Below are 14,940 nucleotides of genomic sequence, written 5' to 3'. Positions count from 1 at the left end.
CGGAGGTGTCCGGTTGCCGCGCTCAACTGTGGCCCACCGAATGAACGTTGCCGGCCACACTCGTACGGAGAAGTCCTTGCGCCAGCACGACCAGCCGGCCGTCGCCGTGATCACCCCGACCGGTCTGAGCCCGAATCGCCTTCCCTTTCTGGAGGAGCTCTGGCGGCTTCCGCGGCCCGGTAGGCTCGCCCGCCTTGAGGTAGCTGCCCGCCTCGTAGGTGAGGAAGACCGCCTTCCTCCTGTCGCGGGCTCCGGGGAGCAGGGCCATGCCTTCTTCGATCAGTTCGCGAGCGCGTTCGGGCTGGCCGAGGTCGAGTTGGCATTGCCCGGAGTCCACCAGGAGGTCGGCGGTTATGCGGTCTGTCAAGCTGTTCCAGCTTGGAAGTGTCTCAACGCCTCACAACCTCCTGGCTGCATGACGGGCCGTGGGCGGGGACCTGACAGAGTCACTCAACTGCGCTGCGGGTTCGTCCGGTTAATCGTGTGGGCATGGGGACGTTCACACCAGATCTCCACGGTGCTCCATTAGGCTCCCAAGGACAGCGATGGCCTTGCTCGACTTCCACGAGCGCCCGCTTTTCGGCATGAGAGAGGGGAAGCGGTTAGTGAGGATCGATCCGCCGCTTGGTGACATGTACATCCTGGCATCGGAGATCGCCGACCGTCGGGTGTCGGAGAATGCGGCGCTCACCAGCGTGAGGGGAACCCCACAGCCGGACTTCCCGAGGGACGCACTACATGACTGCGCTCGGGTCGCAGTCGATCTCGTGGAGAGCAACCCCGACCATGCCTACTACTTCTGTCGGCTGCTACTGGCGTTGACGGAGGTAAAGCAGGGACGAGAGCGTGAGTCGCCTTGGTGGTTTGCAGCCGATCTGTTCGTAGAGGTCACCCGGAGGAGCCTGCACAAGAAGCCGTGGGGCGGCCGCTTGCGGGAGGCGCTGCACACAGCCAACCTGCAGATCGGGATCCTTGAGCGGAGAATCACATGGCTCAAGGCACGCGGTGGTCTGCTGTTCAAGCGTCACCGCGACCTGATTGCAGCGGAGAGAGCGGAACTTGCCGAGACCCGGAGGGCGGCGGGATGGCTGCTGGCCGGGCCCTACTGCGCGGAACTGGAACCCGACGATCTTTCAGGCTCGCTCACCCGATGGCTGGCGCCGTTCTTTGTGCGAGCCGGAGTGTACTCGGTTGTTACTGGGAGCGGGTTGGTCACTGCCTCGAAGGGCCAGATGGCGTGGAACGGTGAACAGGGCCGTGCCATGCCGGAACCGCAGTGGGCGATGAAGGCAGCACTCAGCTACCTGGATGCATCGTTACGGGACGCACCGCAGGAGTTGCGCGGCAGCTGCCAGATTGCGAGAGCCCAAGTGTTGCCCCTTCTGGCCCGGCTCGATCCCGAGCGTGAGGATGAACATTGGAAGGCCGCGGCCACCGCAGTAGAGGAAGTGATGCGAAGTGTCGCTCCAGCCGAGCGGCTGGATGAATTCTATCGGGCCGTGGCGCCGACGGTCCGGGAGATGGGAGTGCAGGAACCTAAGCCGCTGGAAGGGTTGCTGCCTCTCACGGTGCGGGAATTGCGTCGACAGGTCTCCGGCTCCAGCCTCTTGAGTCTTATGTCGGACGTCGTCGCCTTTGTCGAGGATCCCGGTGATCTCCGAGACATCTGGACGGCGATCCACGAGGTCCTGGCAGAGGGCGGAGAACTCCCGATCCCACTGCAGGTATGGAAACATCTAGCTCACAAGATCCCGGGAAACCGGCTGCGGTGCGTTCGCACACCTGCCAGCTTCTCTGAGCTGATCACGGCCGTTGAAGAGGGCTGTGCCCGAGCGAACATGTCGTCCAGCGAGCGTGCTGCGACCTTGGTGCATGCGGCCCTTCATGTCCGCCTCGAGGATGTAGGGGAGGCGGTGACACTTCTCGACACGATCAACGAGGTCGACCAAGAATTCCATACCACCTATGCGTGGGTACTCAACTATCTTCTGCTGGACTATCGCAAGCGGCACGCGGCGCTTCTGGAGGAAGCGGGTGAGTACGACAAGGCGCTGCTGGAGTACTTCTATGCGGCCGAAGACACCGCTCGGTACGCCGACCGCCACGACTCGGCTGGGCTAGCCGCCGAATTGATCAATCGGGTTCTGCCCGTACTGGAGCATGCAGATCAGAATGAGGACTTGGTCGATCGCGCCTTGAAGTTCCTCATGATTGTCGAGCCTATCGTCACAGGTATGGTGGGTGCTGAAGACTACTGTGCGGACTTCGTGCACAATCTCGGGCAGTACCTTGCAGTCTTCCTCCTCCGTGCAGACTTGTCCGTTGCGATGCCGATGGTCGCCCAGCAACACCTACTATTCAAGGGGTTTGACTTCCGGCTGCTGGTACAGAATCCCGGGTTATGGCGCCAACCTCCCTCCATCAAACACCTCAACGAGCTGATCCGCGCACAGGAGGAGAGGGACGGACCGTATGTGCCAGACCGGCTGGGCATCCTGGATGACATTGAGGATTTGCCGAGTGGGACATCAGGGTTCTTCGTCGTCAACTCCCACGAGATCACGCCAGCGAGTGGAGTCGAGGTGCCCCTCGGGACCCTCCGTCGTGCTGCCGACCACGCAATCAACAAGTCGCTACTCTTCCAGACCTACACGTCGAAAAAGGCAAGACGAGTCAGGCCCGCAACATTCGAAATGACTGAACGCGTGGCAAGTAACTTGGACGACGAAACAGTCCTGATCTCCCTGTTTCTTACCGAGCACGATCGGGGCGACACCAATGACATGTTCACTTCCCTCACCGCACTTGTCTCCTGCTACGTCACCACACAGGATCGGAAGATCCAAATCGCGAGACTGGGGATCCCCGGTGCTCTCATCAGGTATGACCTCAAGGATAAGGATGCCGCATACACGCTGCACTGGACTGCGCTCAAGGTCGCAGAAGTTCGGGAAGAGATCAACGTCGACCCACTGGGCAGCCCGGTAACGCTGCGCGGCGCCGAGGCCCTGGAGGAGCACTTCATAAAGCTGGGTGGCCCTGCCCCAGACAGGCTGCGGGAATGGCGAGCACAGGGCAAGAAGCACCTATGTTTCTGGCCGCATGGCCCGCTGCACTACGTGCCATTCCATCTGCTGCACGTGGACGGGCGCCCACTCGCCGATGACTGGATCGTCACCACAGTTGGCAGCAGCGCGCATATCCTGCCTCGGCCCAAGAAGGCCGTCCGCAGGCGCAGATTGCTGATCGCCGGCTCGTCTAGAGGCGGCGCAAAGTACAAGCTGCCCATCCAACCGCAGATCACCGAACATGTCCGAAACCTGGCCGCTCAAGTTCCGGGCGCACGCCTCCTGAGGGAAGGCGCGACGACACCCCGCGCCGTCATGAAGGCCCTCAAGCACGTCGACTATGTCCACATCGCCGCGCACGGCTCGCATGACGTGGAGGCGCCCTGGTACCAGTGCCTTTATCTTGATCCAGAGGCAGACGGCGGTGACGGTCGACTGTTCGCCCACCAGATTCTCGGCCTGGATTTGCGGGGTGTCGAACTGGTGACGCTAAGTGCCTGTGAGTCGGCTCTGGGACGCTTTGACCTCAACGACAACCTTCGCGGGCTGCCTGCTGCATTCCTGATGGCAGGAGCCTCCACTGTGATCGGCGTCCTGTGGCCGGTGACCGCGCCGGTCGCGACACTGTTCTTCGAGGAGCTGTATTCCTGCCTGCTGGCGGGTGGCAGCAAGAGGGACGCTTTCCGGCGCGCCCAGCAGGCCACTAGGAACGCCTATCCGCAGTATCTGAACTGGGGGGCATTCACACTGATCGGTGACTGGCGCTGATCAGCGGAACGGCAAGACCGCGATGTCCTGCGGGAGCTGCGCGTTGTACCCGATGATGCCGAGCCGCTTCCTGCGGATGTTCACTGCGGCCGAAAGCAGGATGCTGCCGGTCACGCCGACAGGCAACTCCAACGTGGCCTGGAGTTCGTGGGAGCCATCCAGTGCTTGACCGGGCGTTTCACGGAACTCCCATTGGAGGTTGCCGGTTCCAATCCCTCTCGCGAGGAGGAACGGGTCCTCCTTCTCGTACTGGGATCCTCGCTCGGCTTCCGGCTTCACCGCCCCGAAGTCGGTCTTGACACTCACTTTGGAATTGCGAGTCACCGCCTTGGCGAGCCGCACCGGCGAGGCGTCCCTGAACAAGGGCTCCCTGGATCCAGCGACAGTGTCGATCACTGCGTTTACCGTGACGTGACGGATAGGCTCACCGGGCTTGGGAGACAGCGACAGGTTCACCACGAGCCGACGGAACTCCACCTCGCCCTGCTTCTCTGTCGCATAGGCGCGGATCTGGTCAGGCGCGGTCTCCAAATCCAGCGGGGACGTGAACGGCCTTCCGAAGTAGAACACACCCCGCTCCGGCTGATCGTCCTGGGCGCCATGGAGCACCGGTCGCGGGATGAGATCCACAGCGACAAGTTCACTGGAGATTGCGGAGTTTTCCACCGAGGCCCCCTGTCGTAGGCATAACACCGGCGTTCAGCATAGCCGTCCCAGGCACGAATCAGGCGCTTCGCCAGCGACCTGGTGCTGGCTGGACGAGCCCGTTCCAACCCGGGGGTTCGGCCTCCGGGCGGCGTCCGGCCATGGCTTGGACGACGACGGCCAGCGCTCTGGTACATCCCAGTCGGCTCTGGCGTCCTCGGCGCGGTCGGCGCGGGCCAGGGCGTACGGCGCCTCGCCTTGGACCACCGCCTTGTCGAGGCACACGACGACGTCCTCACCGCCGACCGCTGGCACCGCCAGCACCAACAGCCCATCAAGGTCGAGGGCTTCGAGGAGCGCCGCTCGCTGTTCGGAGTCCCTGCCCCACCGCCACCCGTCGACGTCGTACTGCACGTGTAGCGCCGCCGATCGGCCGCAATGACCACCAGCATCTGACCGAGGGCAGCCGCCGCTGCGGTGGTCAGCTGCAGGACCCGAACGGGGCCTGCCCCGCGGCGGGAAGGCGCCGTACGGTGCCGCTTTCGAGCTGGCGGCGCAGCCGCCGCAGTTCGGCGTCCTGGGCCGCGATCTGCGACAGCGCCCGCCCCCGGAACTCCTTCAGCTCGGCAATCTCCGCGTCCCGGGCGGACACCCGCTCGCGCAGGGTGGCGTTGTCCTGCTTGAGCCGGGTGATCTGCCCGTCGCGGGGGTCGGGCACCGCTCCGGCGTCCTGCAGCGCCTTCAGGCGCCGCTCGAACTCCTCGGCCAGGTGCTGGTACGGGCCGCGCCGTGTGGTCCCGTCCCGGTTGCGCTTGGCGTAGAAGCCGGTCCGCGTCACCCCGGCCTCCGCCGCCAGGGTCTTGAGGTCGCAGCGTCCGCCGGGCGGCAGCTCGCCGCGCAGCAGCCGGTCCATGGCGGCCCGGATGGCTTCCTCGTTTCGGGCGCGGTCTTCGCCGCTGATGCGAGGCACGTCCCCTCCTACCCGACGGTGGCAAGGTCGATGGCGTCCACGACGCGCTGGGAGCGGTCGATGTCGGCCTGGATGCGGGTGCGGGCGTCCTTCTGGCTGCGCGGCAGGACGGTGATCAGCTTCCGGCTTCGGTCCGCGCTGCTCAGCCACACCGGGCGGTGCTCCCCGTGGTGGGTGGCCTGCGGGCAGCGGGCCGAGTCGCACATCCCGATCAGGGGCTTACTGTCCGGGCCGATGACAGCACCGGCGAGCCGCAGACACAGCGCCTTCGCCGGGTCACGGAACCAGCAGTAGTTGGCCACCCCGATGTGAAGCCGCGCGGCGAGCGGCTTCAACAGGTTGAACAGCTGCTGGTCGGCGTCCAGGACATGAGCGAGCCCCGGCGGCGGGTCGGCCAGCTCAGCGTCGACGTGCTCGAAGGAGGCGATGAGCGTGGAGGCACCCGGACCGGAGGGCATCCGGCCGGCCTTGAAGTCACGCCAGGCCGCCACCGTCAGCTCCAGCTGCCGGTCGCGCTCGAGCTCGGCGACCTCGGCCATGAACAGGCCCTGGGCCCCGCCAGGACGGTGCGCGTACCCCTCGGTTGTGGCGGCATGCACCTGCTTGAGCTGCACCTTCGCAGCCAGCAGGCCGCCCGGCCGGTAGGCCACCGCGATGGCCAACGTCCGGCGCACACCGCGGCTGGTGACCGGACCCGCCGGGATGTGCGGCAGGCCGAGGCGTCGGCCCTCGGGGCCGTTGACGAAGGTCTTGAACTTCTCGTACAGGCCCGCGACGGAGAACTCGGTGGTGCCGAACGGGGCCTTGTCGATGCGGTCCCCGCCGAGTCGGATGTTCAACTCGGTGGACCTAAATGCCTCTTCGAGCACCACCCACTCGTCGGGCTCGCCGCCCCAGCGCCGCTTCTTGATGACTTTCGAGGCGATCCGGTAGCGGGCCTGGCCGCCCGAGGTCGCCACCGGCGGCGGGCAGGAGGTCGAGCCGATCTCGGCTAACTCGCTGGCCCGCATCCCGCTGAGCGCGGCGACCACCAGCATGCAGGCAGCCTGGACGATGCGGGCGAGCGTGCGCAGCTCCAGCTCCTGCAGCGGCAGTGTCCAGGGCACCAGGACCGACTCGTCGTCGCACCGCGGGATCAGCGCGGCCTGTGCGCCGTGCTCGTAGACCGTGCCGACCTTCTCGGCGACCCGCGCCACCGCGGGCTTGATCAGTTCCCATACCGGAGACGGAAACGAATGAACCCCCACCGTGTACTGCAGCAGCCGCTCGAAGTTGACCTCCAGCAGCGGATCGGCCGGATCCCAGCCGGATTTGATGCGCTGGGTGACGGAGTAGGTCGGCAGCCTGGGCAGCGGGATCTGCTCACGCTCGTGGTGTTCCAGGCCCCTGCTCAAGTCCCTGGCTGCCTCCGCCGTGAGGGTCACCAATTTGGGCATGGGGGCGATCGTCTCGCGGTGGGCGCGGAGCTTGTCGACCGCGTCGGCGACGTGCGGGCCCAGGGTGAAGACGGTGTACAGGGCGGCGGCCAGCACCGGCCGCATCAAGGTGTCCGGGATCGGCGGGGTGACGTTTCCCGCCACTCCGGTGGACTCGGCGACCTGCGACGTGGGCCGGCCCTGCCAGGGCATGAAGTCCTCGGCGTACCGGTCCGCGGTGAACAAGTCGCCGTACAGGGCCAGGGCCTGGACCGGCCGCACCAGGTTGGCGAGTGTGCCGGGCGCCACGTCCCCGGCGACAGGCTTGTCGTGGCGGCTCTTGCGGCGGCGGCACAGTGCCTTGAAGTCGTCGCAGTGCTCCTGGGTGACGTCCGCCAGCGTGGTTACGCCGGCGGTGGTGAGGAAGTTGAACCAGGTCGCCGTACGCGTGATCACTTGTTCCACGCTGGTCGGCTTCATCGCGGTGCGGATGGCGAACGGCAGCGCGGCTACCCGCTCGTCCAGCGGGCACATCTGGGCCAGGATGAACTCCTTGGTCACCAGCCGCCAGCGCGGATCGCGGACGCGCTCGAAGCGCCAGAGCTTGTAGTACGGCTTCATGGATTTGGGAGCGTCGGCCATGCCGAGCATGTCCCAGATGTCCTCCTCGAACCAGGGTCGGTGGCTCCCCGGCAGCATCGTCAGGCCGGTCATGTCGGCGATGTCCGCGCCGGCGAACGGCGAGCGCGCCGACAGCTCGGGGGGAATCGGCGTGACCCGTGCCTTGGGCGTGCGGCCGGCTGCTGGCGTACTCATTCGTCCTCCTGGGGGTCGGTGCCCTCCTCGGGGCGCAGCGGGACCTCGGCGTCCGTGTCGGCGACATCGCCTGCGGCCTCCTCAAGGACGGCGTCCGGGAAGCGGGGCAGGATCTCGTGCTCCAGCCGGTCGGCGTAGGGACCGAAGACCGCGATGAACTCGGCGTTGGCCATCTGGCGGAACTGGCGGGAGAAGAACGCCTTGAGCCGCAGCAGATTCGGCACGTGCCGGGGCATGAACAGGGCCAGGGGACACAGCAGGCAGACCCAGGGCCGGGCCGGACACGGTTTGCCCTTCGGGCCGTGCACCCCGGCGAGCTGGTCCTTGCAGGAGGCGGTGAATACGTCCCGCTCACCGCCGAGCAGCTCGGCCAGTACCCCGGCATCCACCCTCATCTGCCGGGCGAGCTCGGGCAGTTCGGTGGCGAACTTGGCCGTCTCCTCGTCGGTCAGGACGGTCGGCGGCTGGGCCTTGCGCAGCATGTCGGCCTGGCCGTCCTCGATGATGGACTCCACCGCCTCCAACTGCGCCGGGGTGAGCGAGGACAGGTAGTGGTCGCCCTCGACGGCCGGGGTGTGGTTGGGGTCGATCGTCGTGGCCCCGGTCCAGCCGGCCCGGGAGAGCTGGTTGAGGTACGTGGTGCGCACCCGGCGGCTGTCGATGGGCAGGGCATTGCCGTCGTCGCCCTGGAGGCCGGTCAGGTGGACGAGCTGCCATTGGGCCCACTGCCGTCGGGAGCTCACCTCGATCGTGTCGATCAGGAAGACCCTCGGATGCTCGCGCCGGCTGTGGCGCCGGCGCGTGCGCAGCCACAGCTCCTCGACCAGGTGAGTCGGGGCGTGCAGGCGACTCAGCGCCGTCAGGGCAAGCCAGCGCTCCAGCACCCGCACCGCCCGGTCGGTCAGCGTGGACGACTCCTTGCCGCGGCGCTTCTTGACGTAATCCAGCAGCACCGTGGACTCCCCGGCCCAGGACACATCGCCCAGGCCCAGGTCCGCGATGCCGTCCGGCACGATGCCGCTGTAGGCGCCGAACAGCAGGCGGTGCGCCGCCAAGGTGATCGACGTCGGATACAGCGCGTCCTTGAGCTGGTTCACATGAACGGTGACCCACTTGTTCTTCGGCGAGCATCCGGCCATCTCGCCGAACTCCTCGCCGCTGATCGGGCCCTCCTGCAGGAGCAGCCAGGCGACGTTCTCGCGGGTCAGCGCGCCCTCGGCCGGGTGGCATCCGGCAGCAGCCAGGTTCTTCGCCTCCCGGTGCGCCGACCACGCCTGCGCCGCCACCGACCGCAGCCCATCAAGCAGCCGCGCCCACTCACCCTCGGTGTAGGGCCGGATCGGGTCCGACTTCGGGATCTTCTTGATGAGCCGGCCGGTGATGTTGTGGACCACGGGCTTCGGGATCAGCCCGGTCGCGTCCTGGACCGACAGCAACAGCCAACGCGAGCCCATGACATGGCTCGGGCTCGAGGCGAGCCAGTGCCGCACCAGCATCGGGACGGTCACCTCGCCCAGCCCGCCGGTCAGCCCGAGCGCGGTCAGGCCAGTGACCAGTTTGCGCAGGTCGCGCACGTACCGCTTGGCGGTGCGCGGCGCGGCAACCTGCCCCAGCGGATGGACGAGACCGGGCAGCCCGCGCGAGAGTTCGGCGGCCAGCTCGTCGTCCTCGGTACCGTCGAGCAGGCAGGTCAAGCGCTGCCCGTCAGGGAAGACGAACTCGACGCGTAACGGGTCCTGGTGGACGGTAGCAGGCATGTCAGAGGTCCTCCTCGTCGGTGAACTCGGCGGCGGCCTCGGCCTCTTCGGCCGGGCTGGCGAGGCCGGCGGCGCGGCCCTGACGCAGGTACGCCTCGCGGTAGATGCGCCGTACGTCCAGGCGGCGCACGTAAAGTTCCGTGGTCAGAACGCTGGAGTGACCGAGGATGTCGCGCAGCACGAGCAACGGCTCGGTGCGCGTGAGATACAGCGCCAGCGCCGCGTCCTCGTCGGTGTCCAGCACCAGCCGCGCGGCCTGCTCGTAATAGCCCTGGGTCAGCCGCTTCAGGGTCGCCATCGCCATCGTGTGGCGCAGGGTGTGGGCGGACACGATCGGGAACCTCGGCTCGAAGTCCCGCCGGATGCGCCGCGAGGTCCGACGGAAAACGGTGTCCCAGTCGGTGAACGGCACACCAGTCGACTGCAGAGCCACCAACGGCGAGCACCCGGCCTCGTCCACCAGCCGCAGCCGCTCGTCCGGCAGCACCAGGCGCCACGCCCGGCGCAGGCCGTCGACGTGGCCGCCCTCCCAGTCCGGATCGCGAACCTCCAGGCCAGGACCCCTGCCCGGGACGTATAAGCCCCGGCTCGCGGCTATCTCCCGATCCAGATCCAGGTACTGATGCATCCTCGCGAGCGCGTCGTACATCACCCACGACTCCCGGGCCTTCTTGCCCTTGGTGACCGCCCTGCTCAACGGCAGCGGCACCGGAATCGGCGTCCGCCGCGGCGGAAGTCCGGGGACCTCGTACCGCAACAGATAGGTGAATTCTTGAGCCCTCAGCCCAGCCGACAGGACGAACGTGGCCACGGCCGCGTTCCGCCCCAGCATCCGGCCGCGGAACCCGGACGGCATCCCGTCCGGCCCGAGCCCCGCCAGGGCGTTGACGAAGAGCTCCGCGAACTCCTCCTCCAGGTACTTCATCGTGACGTGCCGCTGTGCCCGGCGGATGGAGGCGTTGTTGCGCCGCACCTCGCGCGGGCCGCCCGTCTCAGTAAAGCGCCGGGCCCACGAATAGGTGAACGGCACGTTCATGCAGTGCTCGTTGTCCACGCACCAGCCGTAGAAGCGGGACATCGCGTTCACGCGCTGGTTCCAGGTCTCGACGTCCCACCGCTCCTTAAGCGGCCCGGCCAGCCGGTACTCGGCCAGGCCGCCGAGCGCAGCGCGGAGTTCCTCGCGGTCGCCGTACGGATCCACGCCGTACCGCTGGAGGAACTCCAGCCAGGCCAGGAGCGCACGAGCGTACGCCCACCAAGACCGCCACGCCGGCACCTTGTTGATCGGCAGCTCGCGCAGCCAGGTGTTGGCGACCACGGTGGCTCGCGGTCCGGACTCGTCCTCGAACCGGAGGTCGTCGTCGATCAGAATCGGCATGCGCTCAGGGATCAGTGGCTCGTAGTCCAGCCCCCACTGTTCCCACCCCTCACGGGAGAAGGAGATCAGCAACATGCCTCGGGACCGTACATGCCAACTCAGTTGAGTGCAGGAGATACAGAGAGGTTCTCGTGCGACCCCAACGACCGTGAGTCAACCAATGAGACGCAGCAGGTGTGCCGGGATAGCATGGCGGCCGTCGGCATCACCAGCCTTGCTCCCGGGATCCTGCTGCCACTGCCGGTCTACCGCTACCGCAAGCACCCTGGGCAGATGACCGCCCAGCCGGGATACGACCAGCTGGAGAGCGCCGCCCGCGAGCACGCCTGGCAGTACGGCCGCAGCCTGCGCTCGCTCCTGTGCCAGCACCGGTGACCCACCGGGTCGGGTCCAGCCGCCGACTACGCGGCACAGCTGCGGGGCGGGGCACCGGTCGGGCCCCTCCCCGAGCGGATGCGCCGGTCGCCCCGAACTCGTGATCGGGGGCTAGATGCGTGACTTCCGCACCGAGTGCCATGCCGACCCGGCCAGCGCCCGAGCCGACCGGAACACCGAGAGCTGTTCATGCTGGCGGTAGAGGTTCCAGTTGTACGGGACCAGCGACAGCTTGTTCGACGAGAGCGACCCCGCCCGCTGTGCGCGGTACACCGCCAACGGCTCCCGCAGCGCCCGCGCGGGAGTCCCATCTCGCATGATCGACAACCAGAGGGCGTAGTCCTGCCGCTTCGGCATGTCCGGCATCAGCTTCGTACCGACCACCCTGCGGTCGTACATGGCGGTCAGAGCGCCGATGTGGTCCTGGACCAGCATCGCGCTGTAGTCCACGCGCTCCGGCGCCCACACCACACGCCCGTTCGGGACGAAGTCGACGGCCTCACCCTCGAACGAGGCGTCCATCTTGTAGTAGGAGGTAAACGTCAGGGGTGTGCCGGCCTCCGCGGCGAAGGCGAGCTGCTTCTCGACCTTCGTCGGAAGCCACAGGTCGTCGCTGTCGAGAAAGGCGACGTAGTCACCCCGAGCCCGCGCGATCGCCAGGTTGCGGGCCCGAGCCGCGCCCCCCTGCCGGACCGCTGCCTCCGGCAGGACCCGCTCGTCCTGCCGCGCCAGCTCTCTCAGCAGATCCATCGACTCGTCCGAAGAGCCGTCGTCCGTGATCAGCAATTCGAGATCGGTGTGGGTCTGCGCCAGCACCGACCGAACCGCGGGCCCCAGCGTGGCCGCCGAATTGTGCACAGGCATGACCACAGAAACCAGGGGCACAGCGGTGCTCTCCTTACCCAGATTGGAGTCGTCATGGACGTTGTTGTCGCCGGTCAAGGCTACGCGGCGGACGATACGTCTTCGCACCCCGCGAGCGCCTGAGTGGCTGACGCGCAGATCACGCTCGCCTACAGCCGCAACACTGGCGTCGTCGCCATCGCGACCGGCGAGCAGTACAAGTCCGCGGAAAGCGCGCTGAACGATGCCGGTTTCCACCGGGCCGAGGCGGGGGTGTACCGCCTGACTCACGCGGACGAGGCGGCGGCCAGAGTCACCCTGGCCCACCTGGCCGAACGTGCCGAGACGCGGGGGATACAGGTGACGGCCAGCAGCCGGCGCTTCATCGGTGACACCGCCCAGGACATCGCCCGTTGTCTGCCCGGCCAGTGGGACACGCAGGTCGAGATCTACTCCCACCCGGTGTGGCAGGACGACCTCGTGCCCTATCTATGGGACTGCGGCGAACTCGCCCGCGCCGTACGGACCGACCGAATCCCCTACGCCGCCACTCTCACCGACCCGATCTCCGGCACCACCTTGCTCCTCGTCGAACGCCCCGGCCATCAACTGGGCTACCTCATCGGCGCTTTCGCGCCTGAGCCGTTCGGTGAGGGGTATGACGATCCGCACGCTCCTCGCAGCGTCACCGTGCCTCCGTTCCCCGGCCGCGCCGCGCAGGCGATCATCCAGCGCTACCTGCCCGCCTACGACCGCGCCGTCCACGAGCGCCGGATCGCACACACGGCCGAGGCCCTCGACCTCATCCAGTCGGAGTGGGACTCCTGGAACGAGTTGCGTGCCGCCGCCAAGTCCGGCGGTGCCTTGCGGTCCGAACACCCGGTGTTCACCACGGCTGCCGGCGAGTTCCTGGACAACGTGTGGCGGGAGTTTCTCACCGTCCTGGACCACGGTCCCGCGCTGCTCGACCAGTGCCGTCCGGCGACCAGCGCATGGCCGCAGGACACCGAGGTGCTCGACCAGCTCGCCGACGCGCTCCTCACCGCAGAACAGGTACGCGAGGACCAGAACAGCGGCCTTCCGCTGGCCCGCTCCGAGCACCATGCGCGGACCTGGCCGGCCATCGAGAGCTGGCTCGCCCACGGCCACCAGTTTCTCCGCCAGGCCCGCGATGCCTCCCCTCGCCCACGCCCCACTGCCGTCCTTCCCCAGCCGCCCCGCCGCCTCCCGCCCGGCCAGGCGCGCCATCGCTGACCGGCACCCGATTCTTAAGGAGACCCACCTTCTTGGACCCTGGTACTCACTTCGCCTTCGGCACTCATCCGCAGCACGGCTTCGTCGCCTCCTTCACCGCCACGATGCCCGCGCACCTGGCCCACTGGTTCCTCACTCGTGAGCAGTTCGAGCCTGTGCCTGACCGCCCGGGGCTCTTCCGCCTCACGGAGCCCGACCGTGACGGTCCGCGCCGCACCCGCCAAGCCGTCCGCGACCTGCGGGCCCAGGGCTACTCGGTGTCCGCCGACATGGGCCTGGACCCGGACGCACCGGCCGCTGCACCGCGCCCGGCCCGGCGCCACGCTGTCTCGGATCGTCGCGCCCGCACCGCCCAGGCCGCGGCCGTGCGCTCCCCCCAACGCCGTGCCGCGCCGACCACCACCGCACCGGCCCCGCGACCGATCCCGCCGATGCCCACTTACGCCCCGACCGTTCACCTGCCCGCTGGACGCTCCCGATGACACCCGGCGGTGAGACGATCCGCATCACTCACGGGCGAGGTGGCGAGATTGAGGTCACCGGCACCATCGATGCGTTCGCCCGAGACATCCTGCTCCGAGCCGGGTTCCTCTTCTTGCCGGCCCTGCGCGGGCACTGGATACGGCTGCCGTTCGACCTGGGCCAGCGCTGGGAGAACGAGCACGCGGCCTGGGCGGCAGACATGCTCACCGCCGTCCGCTACCCGGTGCACCTCGACCCCGGCCTTCGCCCTCACCCACCCGGCCAGGAGGCTCCGGCCACGCCTGCACGGCCGCCAGCCATGACCGCCCAAGCGCCGCCCGGCAGGCCACCCCGCCGCTGAAACCTTCCGCCAGGAGCACCTGATCTCTGACACCACCACACCCAGCGCGGCCAAGCTCGCCGAGCGGGGACGCGGTTTCCGGCTGCGGATGGCGGTCATCGACCGTGAGACCGAGACCGCGCTGGATGCCACCCGGGACCGCTACGGCCGCACTGTCCACCTCGGCGCGTCGGCAACTGCCCGAGGCCGCCGCACCCGAGCCGCCCTCGCCGCTTACGCCACGCATCTCGCCGAGCAGGGCCACCAGCTTCTGCACGCTGCGCGCAGCGGCCTCGACCGACTGCCTCCGGCCCCCCACACCGCGGCCTGGCGTGACCTGCTCGACGCCCTCGCCGCCTCCCACACCGAGATCACCCTCGTGCTGGACCATCCCGCCGCGCCCGGATCGGCCGGCGAATGCGAGCAGCACACGACCGTGTGGCCGCACCTGGCCTTCTGGGCCGATTACGGCTCCATCGCAGCCGATCTCGCCGACCAGCACCATCAACCCGGCCCCCAACTGTCCGCCGACGACAAGCGCCTGTGGACCGACGAGGCCCGTGCTGCCCGACGGCGGGGCGAACTGGACCCGATCGAGTCTTGGTACGCGGCCGACGGCGGTCTCATCACCCTCGCCTATCTGGTCCAGGACGACGCCTCCACCGTCATCGCCCTGGCGGGTGACCTTGATACGGCGGGCTGGGAGGTGATCGGGCACTACGACCACGAATCGGCCGCCGGCCAGGCTCTGCCCCCCCCGTTATGTTTTCCGCGGTCCTGTAAGAGGACCGCTGGCCTCCGGGCCCGGCATGACTGTTCCCCCCTGTCGAACGGATGACCCGGGGGGTG

The 14,940-nt window shown here is 67.8% G+C and carries 13 protein-coding genes and 1 pseudogene; 7 read left to right on the top strand and 7 right to left on the bottom strand.

The genetic code is table 11. The annotated features are described in order from the left end of the window. Nucleotides 1–22 precede the first annotated feature (22 nt). Nucleotides 23–367 (bottom strand): hypothetical protein, encoded by a 345-nt coding sequence (locus ABT171_RS37395; protein ID WP_351250938.1) that lies wholly within the window; start codon nucleotides 365–367, stop codon nucleotides 23–25. 178 nt (nucleotides 368–545) lie between these two features. On the opposite strand from ABT171_RS37395, the gene ABT171_RS37390 reads away from it, so the two are divergent. Further along, nucleotides 546–3,836, top strand: a complete 3,291-nt coding sequence (locus ABT171_RS37390) for a CHAT domain-containing protein (protein WP_351250882.1) — start codon at nucleotides 546–548, stop codon at nucleotides 3,834–3,836. Here ABT171_RS37390 and ABT171_RS37385 read toward each other — a convergent pair whose 3' ends face one another. Beyond that, complete coding sequence (locus ABT171_RS37385; protein WP_351250881.1) at nucleotides 3,837–4,466, bottom strand: hypothetical protein; 630 nt, start codon at nucleotides 4,464–4,466, stop codon at nucleotides 3,837–3,839. Nucleotides 4,467–4,739: 273 nt separating this feature from the next. Between ABT171_RS37385 and ABT171_RS37380 the strand changes: the two genes are divergently transcribed. Further along, complete coding sequence (locus ABT171_RS37380) at nucleotides 4,740–4,901, top strand: hypothetical protein (RefSeq protein WP_351250880.1); 162 nt, start codon at nucleotides 4,740–4,742, stop codon at nucleotides 4,899–4,901. A 61-nt stretch (nucleotides 4,902–4,962) separates the two neighbouring features. On the opposite strand, the gene ABT171_RS37375 is transcribed toward ABT171_RS37380, so the two are convergent. The 4 genes from ABT171_RS37375 to ABT171_RS37360 are packed head-to-tail and all read right to left on the bottom strand — an operon-like array spanning nucleotide 4,963 to nucleotide 10,892. Next, nucleotides 4,963–5,451, bottom strand: coding sequence for a hypothetical protein (locus ABT171_RS37375; RefSeq protein ID WP_351250879.1), 489 nt, complete (start codon nucleotides 5,449–5,451; stop codon nucleotides 4,963–4,965). An 8-nt stretch (nucleotides 5,452–5,459) separates the two neighbouring features. After that, on the bottom strand, nucleotides 5,460–7,682 hold the full coding sequence (locus ABT171_RS37370) for a hypothetical protein (RefSeq protein ID WP_351250878.1): 2,223 nt from the start codon (nucleotides 7,680–7,682) through the stop codon (nucleotides 5,460–5,462). After that, a complete protein-coding gene (locus ABT171_RS37365; RefSeq protein ID WP_351250877.1) occupies nucleotides 7,679–9,439 on the bottom strand; it encodes a hypothetical protein in 1,761 nt (586 codons plus the stop codon). Before ABT171_RS37365 ends, ABT171_RS37370 begins: the two co-directional genes overlap by 4 nt. Nucleotide 9,440: 1 nt before the next feature. Then, nucleotides 9,441–10,892, bottom strand: a complete 1,452-nt coding sequence (locus ABT171_RS37360; RefSeq protein ID WP_351250876.1) for a site-specific integrase — start codon at nucleotides 10,890–10,892, stop codon at nucleotides 9,441–9,443. 108 nt (nucleotides 10,893–11,000) lie between these two features. On the opposite strand from ABT171_RS37360, the pseudogene ABT171_RS37355 reads away from it, so the two are divergent. After that, nucleotides 11,001–11,192: pseudogene (locus tag ABT171_RS37355) on the top strand (glycosyltransferase); the annotation flags it as partial. A gap of 111 nt (nucleotides 11,193–11,303) precedes the next feature. Here the strand turns inward: ABT171_RS37355 and ABT171_RS37350 are convergent. Beyond that, on the bottom strand, nucleotides 11,304–12,077 hold the full coding sequence (locus ABT171_RS37350; RefSeq protein WP_351250875.1) for a glycosyltransferase family 2 protein: 774 nt from the start codon (nucleotides 12,075–12,077) through the stop codon (nucleotides 11,304–11,306). A 102-nt stretch (nucleotides 12,078–12,179) separates the two neighbouring features. Here ABT171_RS37350 and ABT171_RS37345 point away from each other — a divergent pair, with 102 nt between their 5' ends. From ABT171_RS37345 to ABT171_RS37330, 4 genes are all read left to right on the top strand, one after another. Next, the gene (locus ABT171_RS37345) at nucleotides 12,180–13,289 is read left to right on the top strand and encodes a hypothetical protein (RefSeq protein WP_351250874.1); all 1,110 of its coding nucleotides are present in this window, start codon (nucleotides 12,180–12,182) and stop codon (nucleotides 13,287–13,289) included. Nucleotides 13,290–13,321: 32 nt separating this feature from the next. Beyond that, nucleotides 13,322–13,771, top strand: coding sequence for a hypothetical protein (locus ABT171_RS37340; RefSeq protein WP_351250873.1), 450 nt, complete (start codon nucleotides 13,322–13,324; stop codon nucleotides 13,769–13,771). Further along, nucleotides 13,768–14,112 (top strand): hypothetical protein, encoded by a 345-nt coding sequence (locus tag ABT171_RS37335; RefSeq protein ID WP_351250872.1) that lies wholly within the window; start codon nucleotides 13,768–13,770, stop codon nucleotides 14,110–14,112. Before ABT171_RS37340 ends, ABT171_RS37335 begins: the two co-directional genes overlap by 4 nt. An 88-nt stretch (nucleotides 14,113–14,200) precedes the next feature. Continuing rightward, complete coding sequence (locus ABT171_RS37330; protein ID WP_351250871.1) at nucleotides 14,201–14,929, top strand: hypothetical protein; 729 nt, start codon at nucleotides 14,201–14,203, stop codon at nucleotides 14,927–14,929. Nucleotides 14,930–14,940: the final 11 nt, after the last annotated feature.

Origin of the sequence: Streptomyces sp. NPDC001851, from assembly GCF_040297165.1 — a bacterium.
Lineage (GTDB): Bacteria > Actinomycetota > Actinomycetes > Streptomycetales > Streptomycetaceae > Streptomyces.
This window is presented reverse-complemented; position numbering and strand designations above follow the sequence as displayed.